The organism is Kinneretia sp. DJ1R-11, assembly GCF_025717595.1.
Classification (GTDB): Bacteria; Pseudomonadota; Gammaproteobacteria; order Burkholderiales; family Burkholderiaceae_C; genus Paucibacter_A.
The window spans coordinates 202,270-219,814 of the sequence record NZ_JAJIRR010000004.1 but is presented as its reverse complement, the minus strand read 5'-3'; the positions used below and the strand labels follow the sequence as shown (position 1 = coordinate 219,814).

General features: G+C 64.5%; 14 protein-coding genes. 4 read left to right on the top strand and 10 right to left on the bottom strand.

The window, feature by feature from the left end; all coding sequences use genetic code 11:
* Nucleotides 1-7: 7 nt before the first annotated feature.
* The 7 genes from LNV23_RS09760 to LNV23_RS09730 form a co-directional block, all read right to left on the bottom strand.
* Entirely contained in the window at nucleotides 8-1,627 is a 1,620-nt protein-coding gene (locus LNV23_RS09760; RefSeq protein ID WP_263562818.1) for a response regulator, read from the bottom strand.
* 261 nt (nucleotides 1,628-1,888) lie between these two features.
* On the bottom strand, nucleotides 1,889-3,040 hold the full coding sequence (gene dnaJ / locus LNV23_RS09755; protein WP_263562817.1) for a molecular chaperone DnaJ: 1,152 nt from the start codon (nucleotides 3,038-3,040) through the stop codon (nucleotides 1,889-1,891).
* 126 nt (nucleotides 3,041-3,166) lie between these two features.
* Nucleotides 3,167-5,128, bottom strand: a complete 1,962-nt coding sequence (gene dnaK, locus LNV23_RS09750; protein WP_263519599.1) for a molecular chaperone DnaK — start codon at nucleotides 5,126-5,128, stop codon at nucleotides 3,167-3,169.
* Between the two features lie 119 nt (nucleotides 5,129-5,247).
* Complete coding sequence (grpE, locus tag LNV23_RS09745) at nucleotides 5,248-5,769, bottom strand: nucleotide exchange factor GrpE (protein WP_263562816.1); 522 nt, start codon at nucleotides 5,767-5,769, stop codon at nucleotides 5,248-5,250.
* Between the two features lie 97 nt (nucleotides 5,770-5,866).
* The gene (locus LNV23_RS09740; RefSeq protein ID WP_263562815.1) at nucleotides 5,867-6,289 is read right to left on the bottom strand and encodes an Hsp15 family ribosome-associated heat shock protein; all 423 of its coding nucleotides are present in this window, start codon (nucleotides 6,287-6,289) and stop codon (nucleotides 5,867-5,869) included.
* Between the two features lie 15 nt (nucleotides 6,290-6,304).
* Entirely contained in the window at nucleotides 6,305-7,750 is a 1,446-nt protein-coding gene (locus tag LNV23_RS09735; RefSeq protein ID WP_263562814.1) for a sensor histidine kinase, read from the bottom strand.
* Nucleotides 7,743-8,444 (bottom strand): response regulator transcription factor, encoded by a 702-nt coding sequence (locus LNV23_RS09730; RefSeq protein ID WP_263562813.1) that lies wholly within the window; start codon nucleotides 8,442-8,444, stop codon nucleotides 7,743-7,745. The genes LNV23_RS09735 and LNV23_RS09730 overlap by 8 nt, the downstream gene beginning before the upstream one ends.
* Before the next feature lie 188 nt (nucleotides 8,445-8,632).
* On the opposite strand from LNV23_RS09730, the gene LNV23_RS09725 reads away from it, so the two are divergent.
* From LNV23_RS09725 to LNV23_RS09710, 4 genes are all read left to right on the top strand, one after another.
* The gene (locus LNV23_RS09725) at nucleotides 8,633-9,661 is read left to right on the top strand and encodes a porin (RefSeq protein ID WP_263562812.1); all 1,029 of its coding nucleotides are present in this window, start codon (nucleotides 8,633-8,635) and stop codon (nucleotides 9,659-9,661) included.
* A 78-nt stretch (nucleotides 9,662-9,739) separates the two neighbouring features.
* The gene (locus LNV23_RS09720; RefSeq protein ID WP_263562811.1) at nucleotides 9,740-10,699 is read left to right on the top strand and encodes a Bug family tripartite tricarboxylate transporter substrate binding protein; all 960 of its coding nucleotides are present in this window, start codon (nucleotides 9,740-9,742) and stop codon (nucleotides 10,697-10,699) included.
* 91 nt (nucleotides 10,700-10,790) lie between these two features.
* Nucleotides 10,791-11,306, top strand: coding sequence for a tripartite tricarboxylate transporter TctB family protein (locus LNV23_RS09715; protein ID WP_263562810.1), 516 nt, complete (start codon nucleotides 10,791-10,793; stop codon nucleotides 11,304-11,306).
* Between the two features lie 10 nt (nucleotides 11,307-11,316).
* Entirely contained in the window at nucleotides 11,317-12,846 is a 1,530-nt protein-coding gene (locus LNV23_RS09710) for a tripartite tricarboxylate transporter permease (RefSeq protein ID WP_263562809.1), read from the top strand.
* Here the strand turns inward: LNV23_RS09710 and hemH are convergent, their stop codons facing one another.
* The 3 genes from hemH to rpoD all read right to left on the bottom strand — a co-directional run bounded on the left by hemH (nucleotide 12,847) and on the right by rpoD (nucleotide 17,498).
* Nucleotides 12,847-13,938, bottom strand: a complete 1,092-nt coding sequence (gene hemH, locus LNV23_RS09705) for a ferrochelatase (protein WP_263562808.1) — start codon at nucleotides 13,936-13,938, stop codon at nucleotides 12,847-12,849. It abuts the gene before it with no gap.
* Nucleotides 13,939-13,953: 15 nt separating this feature from the next.
* On the bottom strand, nucleotides 13,954-14,934 hold the full coding sequence (locus LNV23_RS09700; protein WP_263519615.1) for an adenylate/guanylate cyclase domain-containing protein: 981 nt from the start codon (nucleotides 14,932-14,934) through the stop codon (nucleotides 13,954-13,956).
* A gap of 284 nt (nucleotides 14,935-15,218) precedes the next feature.
* Nucleotides 15,219-17,498 carry an RNA polymerase sigma factor RpoD gene (gene rpoD, locus LNV23_RS09695; protein ID WP_263562807.1) on the bottom strand — a complete coding sequence of 760 codons (2,280 nt, stop codon included), beginning with the start codon at nucleotides 17,496-17,498 and terminating at the stop codon, nucleotides 15,219-15,221.
* Between the last annotated feature and the right edge of the window lie 47 nt (nucleotides 17,499-17,545).

Genomic DNA, 17,545 nt, shown 5'->3' with positions numbered 1-17,545 from the left:
CAGTTGATCAAGTGCGCAGGGCCAGGCCGCCGGCGGCGCGGTTGCGGTTGTTCAGGCTGGCAATCGGAAGCACATAGCGTTCTTGCAGCACACGGATCTGCTCGCCCAGCTGATCGGCATCGTCGATCTTTTCGGCGTGGCGCTTGAGCACCAGGCTGGCCATGTCGATCAACTTGGAGTTGCGGGTCGCTTCGCCTTGTTGGATCAGCAGTTCCACGCCGGTTCGGGCCGATCCGCGCATGGAGTGCCGCATCGCAGTTTCCGCCACGCCAAAGATGCGGGTGTGGCAGCTGCGGAACTCGTTGGCCACCGTCTCGTTGTCCTCGCTCACCGAGACCAGCAATTCCGAGCTGGCCTTGGAGGTGCAAAAGCGCAGGCCCAGCTTGGAGATGATGGGCCCCATTTCATCGAGCTGGATGGCCAGCTTGGACAGGCGAATCCAGATGCCGACCAGCAAGCTGCCGGCTTCCAGGTCGAAGTCCTCGGCATCGGCTTCCTGGCTCAGCTGGCGCGCCAGTTCCAAGGCATTGCCGACTTTGTGGTCAGAAAGAAAACGCAGGCCGCGGAACACCGCCTCGAAGCGCTGCAGGCGCTTGGACTGCGGGCGTCGCTCCAGCTCCTGCATGATGGCGTCGTGGGCGTATTTGAGGCCTTTGCTGTCCTTGGTGTCGAAGCGCATCAGGCCGATCAGCACCAGGCTGAGCATGTCAAACAGCTTGGAACGCAGGCCCTGGGCCATGGTGCGTTCCAGCATCTTCAGGGCGTCGTCGCGTTGGCCGGCATAGAAGGCCAGGCTGCCGCAGCGCTGCTGGCGCAAGAGGCATCCTGGGGTGAGCTTGGCGGCCGTGCGGTAGGTTTCCAGCGCCGCGTTGAGCTCGCCTTGCTCCATCTGAACGCGCCCCATGACATCGTAGGAATCGGCATGGTCCGGGATGTCGCCGATCAGGGTCTCCAGCGTGCGGCGAGCTGCGACCAGATTGCCGGATGCAAGCTCGGAACGTGCCACGCCCAGGCGCGCCCAAGGCACGGTCTTGGCTTCAATGATGGCGTCGTAAAGCTTGTGGGCGTCTTCGTGACGGTTGAGGCGCAGAAGCAGTTCGGCGCCAATGCGGGCCGCGTAGAGCCAGAACTCGGCGCGTGCGTTGAAGCGCTTGAGGCAGTGTGCGGCTGCAGCTTCGAACTCCTGCTTCTCGATCGCTTCGAAGATGTCCTTGAGCACACGCTTGCGGTGGCGCGCATGGGCCAAGCGGTCGGCCAGTGAGGCGCTGGTGTAGGGCTTGATCAGGTAGGCGTCGAGCGCGGCCTCGGCGGCTTCGGCCACCTTGGCGTAGGAGGCCTCGCCGGTGACCATGACGAAGACGGTGGAGTAGGGCAGCAGATGCTCGCGTCGCAATTCATCGAGCAGGTCCTGGCCGGACATTTCGGTGCCATCGAAGTGGTAGTCGCACAGCACGATGTCATAGGTCTTGTGCTCCAGGATCACCCGGGCGTCACTGACCCGCGAGGCTTGGCGCACCTGTTGCACACCGAGGTCGCGCAGCTGGGCCGAAAGCAGGCTGCGCGAAGTCGAATTGCTGTCGATGATCAGCGCGCTGGCGTTCTGGATCTCTCGGTCCATCAGGGCCATGCTGTCTCCTTGCGTGCGCGGCTTGGCCCAGGGCCTGGCCTGCCTGGGGCGCGCGATGAATCGATGGGCTGATGGGGTATCACTTAGCAAGTATCGGCTGCATGGCGCTTCGACTTGAGCCTGCTGAACAAGACAACAAGGAGGTGATTGCCCGCCAGATCTCGGGCTATGGCGGCACGCGGGCGTGAAAAAGCGCCCGGGCTCCGAGGAGCGAGGGCGCCATCATGGCGGGTCAGGCTCGGTACGCCGAGCCTTCAAGCCTCACTTGAAGATGTCCTTGACGCGGTCGGTCCAGCTCTTGGCATTGGGCGAGTGACGCTCCCCGCCATCGCGGAAACTCTTGTCCAGCTCCTTCATCAGCTTGCGTTGGTGCTCGGTCAGCTTGACCGGGGTTTCCACACTGATGTGGCAATAGAGGTCGCCGGGGTAGCTCGAGCGCACGCCCTTGATGCCTTTGCCGCGCAGGCGGAAGGTCTTGCCGTGCTGGGTGCCTTCGGGCAGTTCGATCTCGGCCTTGCCGCCCAATGTGGGCACCTCGATGCTGCCGCCCAAGGTGGCCGTGGTCAGGCCCACTGGCATGGTGCAGTGCAGGTCGTCACCGTCGCGCTCGAAGATCTCGTGCTGCTTGATGCGGATCTCGATGTAGAGGTCGCCCGAGGGACCGCCGTTGACACCGGGCTCGCCATTGCCGGCCGAGCGGATGCGCATGCCTTCATTGATGCCGGCTGGAATCTTGACTTCCAGGGTCTTGCTTTTCTTGACCTTGCCTTGGCCATTGCAGGCGGTGCAGGGGTCGGGAATGATCTTGCCAGTGCCGTGGCAATGCGGGCATGTCTGCTGCACCGAGAAGAAGCCCTGGCGCATGTGCACCGTGCCCGAGCCATTGCAGGAGCCGCAGCTCTTGGCGCTGGTGCCGGGCTTGGCGCCGGTGCCGTTGCAGGTCTCGCAGCCTTCCCAGCTGGGAATGCGGATCTGCGATTCCTTGCCGCGCGCCGCTTCTTCCAGCGTGATCTCCATCGCATAGGACAGATCGCTGCCGCGATAGACCTGCTGGCCACCGCCGCGCCGGCCGGCACCACCGGCGCCGCCGCCGTTGAAGATGTCGCCGAAGATATCGCCAAACGCCTCGGCAAAGCCGCCGAAACCTTCCGCGCCCGGGCCACCGCGACCGCCCATATTGGGGTCCACGCCGGCGTGACCGTATTGGTCATAGGCCGCGCGCTTCTGCGCGTCGGACAGCATCTCGTAGGCCTCCTTGACCTCCTTGAACTGTTCCTCGGCCTTCTTCGCACCGTCGCCCTGGTTGCGGTCGGGGTGGTACTTCATGGCCAGCTTGCGGTAGGCCTTTTTGATCTCGTCCTCGGTGGCGCTCTTGGCGAGGCCGAGGATTTCGTAATAGTCACGCTTTGCCATGGGCGGGGTCCGTGCGGTTCAAAACAACAGCGCCGCGTCGAGCGTGGGGAGCATCAATACTCCGTGGCTGCGGCGCGGCGGCGATGACGGCCGGACCCATCCGGGCCGGCACGTCGACGGTCTTGCTTACTTCGAGTCCTTGACTTCCTTGAACTCGGCGTCGACCACATTGTCGTCGGCCGGCTTGGCCGAAGCCTGCTGGGCTTGCTGGGGCTGTTCGCCACCGGCGGCACCGGCTGCGGCAGCCTGGGCCGCTTGGGCGCCTTGAGCGTCGGCGTAGATCTTCTCGCCCAGCTTCTGGCTGGCCGTCATCAAGGTTTCGGTCTTGGCTTCGATGTCGGCCTTGTCGTCGGACTTGATGGCTTCTTCGGCGGCCTTGATGGCTTCCTCGATCTTGTCCTTCTCGCCGGCTTCCAGCTTGTCGCCATGCTCGCTCAGCGACTTGCGCACGCTGTGCACCAGACCATCGGCCTGGTTGCGGGCCTGCACCAGCTCGACCTTTTTCTTGTCCTCGCCAGCGTTGGCTTCGGCGTCCTTGACCATCTTCTCGATCTCGGCCTCAGACAGGCCGGAGTTGGCCTTGATGGTGATCTTGTTTTCCTTGCCGGTGCCCTTGTCCTTGGCGCCTACGTGCAGGATGCCGTTGGCGTCGATGTCGAAGGACACTTCGATCTGCGGCGTGCCGCGCGGTGCCGGCGGGATGCCTTCCAGGTTGAACTCACCCAGGCTCTTGTTGCCCTGGGCCAGCTCGCGCTCGCCCTGGTAGACCTTGATGGTCACGGCCGGCTGGTTGTCGTCGGCGGTCGAGAAGGTCTGGCTGAACTTGGTCGGGATGGTCGTGTTCTTGGCGATCATCTTGGTCATCACGCCGCCCAGGGTTTCGATGCCCAGGCTCAGCGGGGTCACGTCCAGCAGCAGCACGTCCTTGCGCTCGCCGCCTAGCACCTGGCCTTGAATCGCGGCACCGACGGCCACGGCCTCGTCCGGGTTCACGTCACGGCGCGGTTCCTTGCCGAAGAACTCCTTGACCTTCTCCTGCACCTTGGGCATGCGGGTCATGCCGCCGACCAGGATCACGTCGTCGATGGCACCGACGGCCACGCCAGCGTCCTTGATGGCAGTGCGGCAGGGCGCGATGGTGCGCTCGATCAACTCGTCCACCAGCGATTCCAGCTTGGCGCGGGTCAGCTTGACGTTCAAGTGCTTGGGACCGGTCGCGTCGGCCGTGATGTAGGGCAGGTTGACGTCGGTCTGGGCGCTGTTGGACAGCTCGATCTTGGCCTTCTCGGCAGCTTCCTTCAGGCGTTGCAGGGCCAGCACGTCCTTGGTCAGGTCGACGCCTTGCTCTTTCTTGAACTCGCTGACGATGTAGTCAATGATGCGCTGGTCGAAGTCTTCGCCGCCCAGGAAAGTGTCGCCGTTGGTGGACAGCACTTCGAACTGCATTTCGCCATCAACGTCGGCGATTTCGATGATGGACACGTCGAAGGTGCCGCCGCCGAGGTCATAGACGGCGATCTTGCGGTCGCCCTTGCCATGCTTGTCCAGGCCGAAGGCCAGGGCCGCAGCGGTCGGCTCGTTGATGATGCGCTTGACGTCCAGGCCGGCGATGCGGCCGGCGTCCTTGGTCGCCTGACGCTGGGCATCGTTGAAGTAGGCCGGCACCGTGATCACGGCTTCGGTCACTTCCTCACCGAGGTAGTCCTCGGCGGTCTTCTTCATCTTGCGCAGGATCTCGGCCGAGACTTGCGGCGGTGCCAGCTTCTTGCCGCGCACGTCCACCCAGGCGTCGCCGTTGTCGGCGGCGGTGATGGTGTAGGGCATCAGGTCGATGTCCTTCTGCACTTCCTTCTCGGTGAACTTGCGACCGATCAGGCGCTTGACCGCGTAGATGGTGTTCTTGGGATTGGTCACGGCCTGGCGCTTGGCCGAGGCACCGACCAGGATTTCGCCATCTTCTTGGTAGGCAATGATGGACGGTGTGGTGCGAGCGCCTTCGGCGTTCTCGATCACGCGCGTCGTGTTGCCTTCCATGACGGAGACGCACGAATTCGTGGTGCCCAAGTCAATGCCAATGATCTTTCCCATGGTCTTACTCCTGAAAATTTGATGCGTTGCCGGCGCCCTGCCTCGTTGAAGCCTGGGCTGCCTGATGGTTCTTAGCTGTGGTTGCATGCCCGGCTTTCAAGCCGGGCATGCGCTTTTCTTTATTTCGGCGCGGTGACCGTCACCAGGGCCGGGCGCAGCACGCGCTCGGCGATGGAATAGCCTTTTTGCAGGACCATCACCACGGTGTTGGGCTCCTGCTCGGCCGGCACGACCGAAATGGCCTGGTGCTGGTGCGGATCGAATTTGGTGCCAGCGGCCGGGTTGATCTCGAGCACCTTGTTGCGTTCCAGGGCTGCGGCCAGCTGGCGCTTGGTGGCGTGCACGCCTTCCAGCACGGTCTCGACCTTGGCGTCGGGCAGGGCGATGGCGGCTTCCATGCTGTCCATCACGGGCAGCATCGATTCGGCAAAAGATTCCACGGCGAACTTGCGTGCCTTGGACATTTCCTCTTCCGAGCGGCGGCGAATGTTTTCCACCTCGGCCTTGGCGCGCAGGTAGGCGTCCGACATCTCGGCCAGGCGCGTCTCTACTTCGGCCAGCTTGGCCTCGGAGTTGCTGCCCGCCTCAGTGGCTGGGGTCTCGGGAGTCGGCTCTTGGGGGGTAGGGGTCGCTGTGGTCATGATGCAAAAAGAAGCAATGGCAGACAGATGGGCGTGATGCCCTGGAATTCAAGAGGGGTTTTTCAGCCGAAATGACAAGGGTCAACCCTTGATTGTCTCATTCAGGCTCGACCGCAGCCGACCAGCGCTCCCAGTCGCTGAGGCGACGCCGGTCTTGCTTGGTGGGCCGGCCCTGGCTGATGGTGGCGGCCGGCTCGGGTGCCAGGCGCCGGCGCTCGGCCGCTTGCTCGCGCCGGCTGACGCTGTCCGGCGTTTCTTCATACATGCCCTGGGCCTGGCTGGCCGGGCCGCGTTGTGGGCTCAGGCCGAGCACGCGGACTTCGCGGTCCACCACGCCTTGACGAAAGCGCAGCAGGTCGCCCAGCTTGAGTTCACGTGAGGCTTTGGCCAGCTGGCCGTTGATCTGCACCCGGCCTTTGCCGATCTCCTCGGCGGCCAGCGAGCGGGTCTTGAAGAAGCGCGCCGCCCAGAGCCATTTGTCCAGGCGCACGCCGGCGCTGGCCGACTCTTGTGATTTCATGGGCCGGATTTTCGCTCAGGTCAGCGGCAGGTCGACGCGGGCATCAAGGCCAGCGATGCCTTGGCCATCGGCATCGGCCCGATTGCACAGCTCGATGCGCCCGCCCAGCGACATCACCAAGGCGTGACAAATGGCCAGGCCCAGGCCCGAGCCAGATTGCGAATCGCCACTGGCAAAGGGCAGGAAGAGCCGGGCCTGTTGGGCTGGCGAGAGCCCGGGACCGCTGTCGGCGATGGTCAGGCGTGCCCAACGGCCCATGAGTTCCAGCTGGATGCGCAGGCTGCCGCCAGCCGGTGTGTGCAGGATGGCGTTGTGCAGCAGGTTGCGGGTCAGCTCGCGCAAGGCCCATTCATGGCTGGCGATGGCCGCGGGCTCGGTGTCGATGTCGAAGTCCAGGCCTTGCTGCACGATCAGAGGCGCCAGATCCAGTGCCACGGCGCGAGTCACTTCCGACCAGTCCTGCAGCGGCATCGCCGCGTCGGACTGCGCGCCTTGCTGGCGCATCTGCTCCGCCTTGGCCAGGGCCAGCATCTGGTTGGCGACCTGGGTGGCGCGTGCCACCGTGGTGTCGATCTCGGCCAGCGCCTGCATGGGCTCGACATCGCCTTGGCGGGCCGACTGCACCTGCACTTTGAGCACGGCCAGCGGTGTACGCAATTGGTGTGAGGCGTCGCGGACAAAACGCTTCTGGTGCTCCAGCAGCCGGGCCTGGCGGGTCAGGGCTTCGTTGGTGGCCGTGATCAGGGGCTGCAGTTCGGCCGGCAGGCCCGGCGCTTGGATGGGGCTCAGATCTTCGGCCTCGCGCGACTCGATCAGCTCGCTGAGCGCGCGTACCGGTCGGGTCGAGCGCTGCACCACCAGCCAGACCACGGCGGCGATCACCGCCAGCATGGTGGCTTGGCGCCAGAGGGTGTCCAGCAGGACCTGGCGAGCGAGGGCGTGGCGCAGGTCCAGGGTCTCGGCCACCTGGATGGTGGCCTGACCGATGCCGGCTTCGCCGGCCACTGGCTGCAGCAGCACAGCCATGCGCACCGGTTCACCGCGGTAGAAGTCGTCGTAGAAATCGACCAGGGCCGCGTATTTGCTGCGGTCGGGCAGCTTGCCATGCCAGGCGGGCAGATCGTCGTAACCCGAGACCATCTCGCCCTGGAAACCGATCACTTTGAAATACAGGCGTGTGCTGTTGCCCGACTCGAAGGCCTCCAGGGCGGAGTAGGGCACGCTGGCCAGCAGACGCGGGCCTTGCGGTGTGCTCGCCACGCCCAGCAGTTCGCCGATCGCTTTGGCCGAGGCCAGCAGGGTGCGGTCATAGGCGGTGTCCACGGCACCCAGTGCCTCACGGTAGAGACTCACGGTGTTGATCGCCACCAGCACACCGACCGGCAGCAGGATGCCCAGCAGCAGGCGGCTGCGCATGGACAGCCGGCTCCAGCGGGCGGCCTCTGTCGTGGCCTCAGCCATGGCCGTCGTCGGCCTGCAGCAAATAGCCCAGGCCGCGCAATGTGGCCAGCTTGGCGCTGCTGCCGCTCGCCGCCAGCTTCTTGCGCAGGCGATAGGCCACCACCTCGATGGCATCAGGCAGGGCCTCGCTGGCATCGGCAAACACGAGATCGAAAAGCCGCTCCTTGGCCACCGCCTGACCGGGCTTGGCCAGCAGGGCGCGCAGCAAGGCGGCTTCGCGCGGCGCCAGGTCTAGAACCTGGCCCTGCAGGTAGACCGCCCCACTCTCGGGGTCGGCCCGCAAGCCACAAAAAGCCGGCATGGCCAGGCGCTGTTCTTCCGGTGCTGCGGCACTGCCGCGGCGCCGCACCAAAGCACGCACCCGAGCCTCGAGTTCATCGAGGTCGAAGGGTTTGGGCAGGTAGTCGTCGGCGCCGATATTGAGGCCCAGGATGCGGTCGCCCAGGGTGCCGCGCGCCGTGATGATGATGACCGGCGTGTTCAGCCCTTCGGCTCGCGCTTCGCTCAGCACATCGAGACCGTCCCGGCCCGGCATGGACAGGTCCAGCAGCACCACATCGGGCAGGCTGGCCCGCCAGCGCGAAAGCGCACGTTCGCCGTCGTCACAGGTGCTGACCTGAAAGCCACGGCGCTCGAACGAGCGCTGCAACGTGGTCTGCATCGCCTGGTTGTCCTCGATCACCAACAGCTTCATGGCGGCGACGATAGCAGAGCGCTTGGGCCCCCAGCGGTCTCGGTCGCCTCAGGTTTTGTCCCAGGGCTTTGGACAGGCATTTGACAGCCAGGCTCAGCACCATATCGGTGCCAGCCGGGTTCCGCCCGCCTTGCGCGCAGCGCCCTCGCAGCGTTGTGACCTCAAACCTAGATCCGGAGACAAGAACGATGAAACGTGGATGCAAGTCTTGGGCCCCATGGCTGGCCCTGGCCGTTCTCGGCAGCAGTGCCGGCCTGGCCTCGGCCCAAAGCAATGTGACGATTTTCGGCGTGCTGGACGTGGGCGTGCAGCGCCTGAAGAACGGCAGCAAAAGCCTGTCCATGGTCAGCATCGACGGCATGCAGACCAGCCGCATCGGTTTTCGCGGCACCGAGGACCTGGGCAATGGCCTCAGTGCCAGTTTCCATCTGGAAGGCGCGATCGGCCCGGATGTCGGCTCGGGCGGCGACTGGCGCCGCCGTGCCACGGTCAGCTTGAGCGACAAGGCCGCCGGCGAGGTGCGCCTGGGGCGCGACTACACGCCCACCTTCTGGAGCATCAGCCGGTTCAATGCCTTCGGCACCAATGGGGTCGGCGCTGCCAGCAATCTGGTCTATGGCTTTGACGGCTCCTCCGGCACGTCCAAGACCGTGGTTCGCTCCGACAACTCGGTCGGCTACTTCCTACCCGGCAATCTCGGCGGCATGTATGGCCAGGCCATGGTGGCCGCAGGGGAAGGGTCCACCGGGAAGTATGTAGGCGGGCGTCTGGGCTATGCGGCGGGTGCTTTCGATGTGGCCGGCGCCTGGTCCGAGACCAGCAACACCGCCGCCAATGCCAAGTTCAAGGTCAGCAATCTGGGCGCCAGCTATACGGTCGACGCCTTCAAGCTGATGGGTCTGTACCACGTCAGCAAGCAGACCACACGTGAGCAGACCAACTGGGTGCTGGGCGGCAGCTACACCCAGGGCGCCCATGTGCTGCGTTTCAGCCATGTGCATTCCAAGAACCGCGACAGCGCCAGCGGCAGCGACTACAGTGGCAAGCTGCTGGCCCTGGGGTATGTCAACAACCTGTCCAAGCGCAGCTCGATCTATGCCACGGCATCTCGGGTGCAGAACAGCGCGAAGGGCAAGTTCCTGATCCCCGGCGGTTCGGCCGTGCTGGCCGGTCAAAGTTCCACCGGCACGGAACTGGGCATTTACCACTCGTTCTGATCGCTGCGGGCCGCCCTGGACCAGAGCTGGGGCGGCGCCGGTTGACAACAAGACATCAAAGCACAGGAGACAAACACCATGCGTCGCGACACCTTTCTAAAATCCCTGGCTGCCCTGGCTGCCGCCGGCGCCTTGCCGGAGTTGGCCTCAGCCAGCGCCAACATCAAGATGATGATTCCCGCCAACCCGGGCGGCGGCTGGGACACCACCGGACGCGCCCTGGGCAAGGCCTTGCAGGACGCGGGCATGGCGGCCTCGGTGCAGTACGAGAACAAAGGCGGCGCGGCAGGTGCGATCGGCCTGGCCCAGTTCGTCAACGCCAGCAAGGGCGATGGCAATGCGCTGATGGTCATGGGCGCGGTGATGCTGGGCGGCATCATCACCGGCAAGCCGCCGGTCAGCCTGAGTCAAGCCACGCCGGTCGCTCGCCTGACCAGCGAATACAACGTCTTCGTGTTGCCGGCCAACTCGCCGCTCAAGACCATGAAGGACGTGGTCGAGCAGATGAAGAAGGACCCCGGAAGCGTCAAGTGGGGTGGCGGCTCGCGTGGTTCCACCGAGCATGTGGCTGCGGCCATGATCGCTCGTGACGTCGGCGTGGACGCCTCCAAGATCAACTACGTGCCCTTCCGTGGCGGCGGCGAGGCCACGGCCGCCATTCTGGGCGGCAATGTCACCGTCGGTGGCAGTGGCTACAGCGAATTCGCCCAGTACATCGAGAGCGGCAAGATGCGCCCCATCGCTGTGACAGCGCCGACCCGGCTCAAGGGCCTGAACGTGCCGACGCTGCGTGAGTTGGGCATCAATGTCGAGATCGGCAACTGGCGCGGCGTTTACGCGCCCCCTGGCATCAGCCCAGAGCAACACAAGGCGCTGACCGACATGATGACCTTGGTGTTCCGCAACAAGATCTGGATCGAAGCGCTGGAGAAGAACGGCTGGACGCCGGCGCTGCTGACTGGCAAAGCCTTTGCAGACTTCGTGGACCAGGAATTCGCGATGCTGCGTGCGGTGATGGTCAAGTCCGGAATGATCTGAACGAGGGCGCGTCAGCAAGGCGCGGCATGCGCATCCGGCCAGGCGGGAGTCTGGCGGGATGGCGCTGAGTTCATTTGTTAGCGAGGGTCCTATGGCGACCGAAACTTCTTCCTCCGTGCTGCACCAGAGTCTGGTCGGCGGTGGCGCGCTGCTGATCGGCGCGCTGATGGCTTACGGGGCCACCTTCATCCCCTCCGACGCGGGTTACGCCGGTGTGGGCCCCAATGCCTTGCCTTGGCTGGTCTCCGTGGTGCTGATGATTTGCGGTGCCTGGCTGATCTGGGAGGCGCGCAGCGGTGGCTACCGCGCCATGGAGACGCCTTCGGGTTCGGCTCAGGGCGACTGGAAGGCGGTGGCCTGGGTGGTGGCTGGGGTATTGGCCAATGGCGGCTTGATCACCGTGATCGGCTTCATCCTGGCCTGTGCCCTGTGCTTCACCCTGGCGGTGCGTGGCCTGCGCATGTCGGAAGGCCGCCCCGGCGGCGATCTGCGCCAGACCCTGATTGACGGCGTCAGCGGTGTGCTGATTGCCGCGCCGGTGTTCTGGCTCTTCACCAAATTGCTGGCCATCCAACTGCCCGGCTTGACGGCCAGCGGCTGGCTCTGAGGACGATGTGATGGAACTCTGGAATCAGCTGCTCGGCGGCTTCATGACGGCCGGCACACCGGTCAATCTGCTCTGGGCCTTTTTGGGCTGTGTGATCGGCACCGGCATCGGTGTGTTGCCGGGCTTGGGGCCGGCTGTGACGGTGGCCATGTTGCTGCCCATCACCTCCCAGGTCGAACCCACGGCCTCGATGATCTTCTTCGCCGGCATTTACTACGGTGCCATGTACGGCGGCTCCACCACCTCCATCCTGCTCAACACGCCCGGCGAGACCGGCACCATGGTGACCGCGCTGGAAGGCTTCAAGATGGCCAAGAACGGCCGAGCCGGTGCGGCCCTGGCCACCTCGGCCATCGGCTCCTTTGTGGCCGGCACGATTGCCACCGTGCTGGTGACCTTGTTCGCGCCGGTCATGGCCGAGTTCGCGGTCACGCTCGGCCCGCCGGAGTATTTCTGCCTGATGCTGCTGGCCTTCACCACCGTCAGTGCGGTGCTGGGCAAGAGCACGCTGCGCGGCATGACGGCCTTGTTCATCGGCCTGGCCATGGGCCTGGTCGGCCTGGACCAGATCACCGGTCAGGTGCGCTACACCGGCGGTGTGCCGGAATTCATGGACGGCATCGAGACGGTGCTGGTGGCCGTGGGCCTGTTTGCGGTGGGCGAGACCTTGTACAATGCCTTGTACGAGGGCCGCAGCACCCAAGAGATCAACAAGATGAGCAGCGTGCACATGACCGGCAGCGAGTGGCGCCGCTCCTGGCCAGCTTGGCTGCGCGGCACGGTGATCGGTTTCCCCTTCGGCACCATTCCGGCTGGTGGCTCGGAGATTCCGACCTTTCTGAGCTATGCCGCCGAGCGCAAGCTGAGCAAGCACCCCGAAGAGTTCGGCACGACCGGCGCCATCGAAGGCGTGGCCGGCCCGGAGGCGGCCAACAATGCTGCGGTGACCGCCACTCTGGTGCCGCTGTTGACCCTAGGCATCCCGACTTCGGTGACCGCGGCCATCATGCTCTCTGCCCTGCAGAACTACGGCATCCAGGCCGGGCCGCAGCTGTTCCAGACCTCGTCCACCCTGGTCTGGGCCCTGATCGCCTCGCTCTACATCGGCAATGTGATGCTGCTGGTGCTGAACCTGCCCTTGGTGGGCCTGTGGGTCAAGCTGCTCAAGATCCCCAAGCCGCAGCTCTACGCGGGCATACTGATCTTCGCGACCGTGGGTGTGTACGGCATGCGCCAAAGTGCGTTCGATCTGGTCGTCATGCTGGCCATCGGCCTGCTGGGCGTGGTGATGCGCCGCTTTGACTTCCCGACCGCGCCGGTGGTGGTGGGCATGATTCTGGGTCCGATCGCCGAGGCGCAGATGCGCAACGCCCTGTCCATCGGCGAGGGCCACTGGGGCGTGTTCGTGCAGCGGCCGATGTCGGCCGGCCTGCTGGCGCTGGTGGTGCTGGTGTTGGTGTTGCCGCGGCTGTGGCCGCGGGTGGTGCGCTGGCGTGAGGTGAGGCTGGCGGCGCAGCGCAATGCTGCGCACAGCTCCTGATCAGTCCTTGGCGCCCAGGGCCAGCGCGCGTTCGCGCTGTGCCGCCTGGGCGGAGGCATCGGCCAGCTCGCGCGTGGGCCAGCCTTGCAGATGCTGCTCGGCCAGGTCGGCCAGGGCGCGCATGCCGGCCGGGTCGTCGTTCAGGCAGGGCACATAGCTGAAGCCTTGGCCGCCCGCGTGCAGGAACGCTTCGCGTGCTTCCTGCTTGATTTCTTCCAGCGTCTCCAGGCAGTCGGCGCTGAAGCCGGGGCAGATCAGGGTGACGCTCTTCAGGCCTTCCTGGGCCAGCTTGATCAAGCTGGGCTCGGTGTAGGGCTCCAGCCATTTGGCCTTGCCGAAGCGGCTTTGGAAGGTCACCAGCCATTGCTCACGGGCGAGGCCCAGGGCCTCGGCCAGCAGTCGGCCGGTCTTCAGGCATTCGCAGTGGTAGGGGTCACCCAGGGCCAGGGTGCGGGCCGGCATGCCGTGGAAACTCATCACCAGCTTGTCGCTGCGGCCGTGCTCGGCCCAGTGGCGGCGCACGCTGTCCGCCAGGGCGGCGATGTGCTGGGGCTGGTCGTGGTAGCGGTTGATGAAGCGCAGCTCGGGCAGATGGCGGGTCTGCAAGCTCCAGCGCGCCACATCGTCGATCACGCTCGCGGTGGTGGCGCCCGAGTACTGCGGGTAAGCCGGCAACACCAGCACGCGGGTGACGCCTTCGGCGCGCAGGGCGTCGAGTTGCGTGGCGACGGAAGGCTGACCGTAGCGCATGGCATAGCGCACGCTGACGCGGTGGCCCCGCTCGCCCAGCAGGCCTTGCAGCAGCTTGGACTGGCGTTCGGTCCAGACCTTGAGCGGTGAGCCCTCTGGCATCCAGACGGTGGCGTACTTGGCCGCCGACTTGGCCGGACGCACGCGCAGGATGATGCCGTGCAAGATGAGCATCCAGATCAGGCGCGGGATCTCGACCACGCGCGCGTCGCTGAGGAACTGCGCCAGATATGTCCGCAATGCAGCGGCTGTGGGCGCCTCGGGTGTGCCGAGGTTGCAATAGAGGAGGGCGGTCTTGGGGGCCGTACCGTGGCGGTAGGCGGGTTCAGGCTTCATGCTCATGCGGGCATGATAGGTCTAGTCAATCGCTGACTGGCTCGCGCTACTGCGTCCTTGACTGAGTTGCAAGGGCTCTGTGTCGGCGAAATGCAGAACTTCAAAACGCACCGTCGGCGAAGTTGCATCGACCGGCGGGCTGCCCAGTCCGATGGCACCGCTGCCGTGCAGGGTACAGCTGCCGCGCTTGAGGCTGACGATCTCGCCGTCCAGACCGAAGCGCACGAAGGTGCCGTTGTAGCTGAGGTCGGTGATGGAGAAGCTGCCGCCATGCCAGTCGACGCGGGCATGCGAGCGCGACACACGAGCGTCGGTGATGCAGTAGGTGGCTTGCACGCTGCGCCCGAGCACGATGGGCATGCTGTCGATGTCGAAGACCCGATCCAAGTCCATCCAAACCAGGCGGATGCCGTCCGGTTCCACGGCATGGACCACTTCGCCGAACTGCGTGGCTGCCATATCGCCCTGGTTGGGCTGGTCGAGCACATGGACATGCACGGGCTCGGCGCGGCCGCGCACGGCGATCAGGTCCAGGCTTCGAAAGCGCAGCTTCTGGGTGCTGGGCAGGCCGTTGAGCACCTCGACGGTGATCAGGGTTTCGTTGTCGCCGGCATGGTCGAGCAGGCGTGCGGCTACATTGACCGCGTCGCCGAAACAATCGCCATTGAGCTCCACCACCTCGCCGCGGGCCAGGGCCACCTGCATGCGCAGGGCGCGCAGGCCGGCCGAGCCTTGCTGCTTGCCGCGCGCCACCAGGCGCTCGAGTTGCTCGTGCATGCGAATGGCCGACTTGACGCCGTCGCGCGGCACTTCGAACACGGCCATCAGCCCGTCGCCCAGGGTCTTGATCAGGCGCCCGTTGCACTCGTCCACAGCTCGGGCTATCTGGTTCACCGTCTGGGTCACCAGGGCCGAGGCCTCCGCATTGCCCAAGGTCTCGAACAATGCCGTGCTGCCGCGCAGATCGGCAAACAAAACAGTGCGTTCCCGGATGTGGGTCATGTCAGGGCGAAAGCGGCGAGCGTGAAGTAGTTGGCAGTGTAGCCGGGGCCTGAGCAGGCTCGCTTCGGGAGAAAGCACGCGCCAGCGCCCCAGATGGCCGGATCGGCGTCGCACGCCAGGCGCTCGGCCACAAAAAAGGGCTGGATCGCTCCAGCCCTTGGCTCTTCAGACCAACCCGATTACAGATTGTCCAGATACGTGCGCAGCTTGTGCCTGCGGCGCAAATTGCTATGTGCCTTCTGCACATAGCCAAGCGCTGAGCGCTCGGCCACCTATTTGTTCAATCAGAGATTGTCCAGATACGTGCGCAGCTTGTCCGAGCGGCTCGGGTGCTTGAGCTTGCGGATGGCCTTGGCTTCGATTTGGCGGATGCGCTCGCGGGTGACGTCGAATTGCTTGCCGACTTCTTCCAGCGTGTGGTCCGTGCTCATTTCGATGCCGAAGCGCATGCGCAGCACCTTGGCTTCGCGCGGGGTCAGGCTGTCGAGGATGTCCTTCACCACATCGCGCAGGCCGGCTTGCATCGCTGCTTCGATCGGCGCGGTGTTGTTGGTGTCCTCGATGAAGTCGCCCAGGTGGCTGTCGTCGTCGTCACCGATCGGCGTTTCCATGGAGATCGGCTCTTTGGCGATCTTCATGATCTTGCGGATCTTGTCCTCGGGGATCTCCATCTTCTCGGCCAGTGTCGGGGCATCCGGCTCAAAGCCGAATTCCTGCAAATGCTGGCGCGAGATGCGGTTCATCTTGTTGATCGTTTCGATCATGTGCACCGGGATACGGATGGTGCGGGCCTGATCGGCGATCGAACGGGTGATGGCCTGACGGATCCACCAGGTCGCATAGGTCGAGAACTTGTAGCCGCGACGGTATTCGAACTTGTCCACCGCCTTCATCAGGCCGATATTGCCTTCCTGGATCAGGTCCAGGAACTGCAGGCCGCGGTTGGTGTACTTCTTGGCGATGGAGATCACGAGACGCAAATTGGCCTCGATCATTTCCTTCTTGGCGTCGCGCGAGGCCTTTTCGCCCTCGTTCATCTTCTTGTTGATGTCCTTTAGGTCATCAATCGGCACGACCGCCTTGCTCTGGATGTCGATCAGCTTTTGCTGCAGTTCTTGCACGGGCGGCAGATTGCGTGCCAGCACATTGGAATAGGGCTTGCCGGCGGCCACTTCTTTCTCGGCCCAGGCGCGGTTCAGCGCATTGGGCGGGAAGGTCTTGATGAAGTACTCCTGCGGCATGCCGCATTTGTCCACCACGATCTTGCGCAGCTCGCGCTCGTAGCGGCGCACATCGTCCACTTGCGAGCGCAGCAGATCGCAGAGCTTCTCAATCGTCTTGACCGTGAAGCGGATGGTCATCAGCTCGGCGCTGATCGCTTGCTGAGCCTTGTTGTAGGAGGCCGACTTGTAGCCGTCCTTCTCAAAGGACTTGCGCATCTTGTCGAAATTGACGGCCAGCGAATCCAGCTTGACCAGGGCGGCGTTCTTCAGCTCTTCCAGCTTCTTGGTCAGGGCCTTGGAGCCGCCATTGCCGTCGTCGTCGTCTTCTTCGTCGAATTCGTCAAAGTCTTCTTCAGCCACATAGTCGTCCGCCTCATCGGCAGCGACGAAGCCGTCCACCACTTCCGAGATGGTCTTCTCGCCGGCGCGGATTTTGTCGGCCAAGTCCAGAATGTGGGCGATGGTGGTGGGCGAGGCTGAGATGGCCAGCATCATGGCCTGCAGGCCGCCTTCGATGCGCTTGGCGATTTCGATTTCGCCTTCGCGGGTCAGCAGTTCGACCGTGCCCATTTCGCGCATATACATGCGCACCGGGTCGGTGGTGCGGCCGAATTCCGAGTCCACGGTGGACAGGGCGGCTTCGGCGGCTTCTTCGGCTTCTTCTTCGGTCGAGGTGGCGGTGGCGCTGCCCTGGATCAGCAGGGTGGCGGCGTCCGGTGCCTGCTCATAGACTGCGATGCCCATGTCGTTCAACATGGAAATGATGGCCTCGAGGATTTCCTCGTTGACCAGCTTCTCGGGCAAGTGGTCGTTGATTTCCTGGTGGGTCAGGAAACCACGCGTCTTGCCCATCTTGATCAGGGTCTTCAGCTCGTGGCGGCGCTTGGCGGCTTCTTCTTCCGTCAGTGCCGTTTCCTCCAGGCCGAACTCGCGCATCAGCGCGCGCTCCTTGGCGCGCGAGACCTTCATGCGCAGCGGCTTGGCCTTGGGCTTGTCTTCGGCGACCTCAGCGACTTCGGTTTCCGCTTCAGCTTCCGGCTCGCCTTCCAGGTCGGCTTCGAGATCGGAGAAGTCCTCTTCTTCGACCTCGGCGGCCTTCTTGCCGGTGGCCTTCTTGGTTTCCGTGGCTGCCTTGGGCTTGCGACCGCGCTTGGGCTTGTCCTCGCCTTCGACCGTGGCCGCTGCCGCCTTGGGTGCCTTCACGGCCTTGGCGGGCTTTTCGGCCTTGTCAGCGGCTGCTGCATCGGCCTTCACGGCCTTGACCACCCGGACAGCCTTGGCTGCGGGCTTTTTGGTCTCTTCGGCTTCGGGAGCGGTGGGCGCGGTCTTCTTGGCAGTCATGCAGATCCTCGGGTGGATGGTGGCGGGCGGGCCGTAAAGCTAGGGAA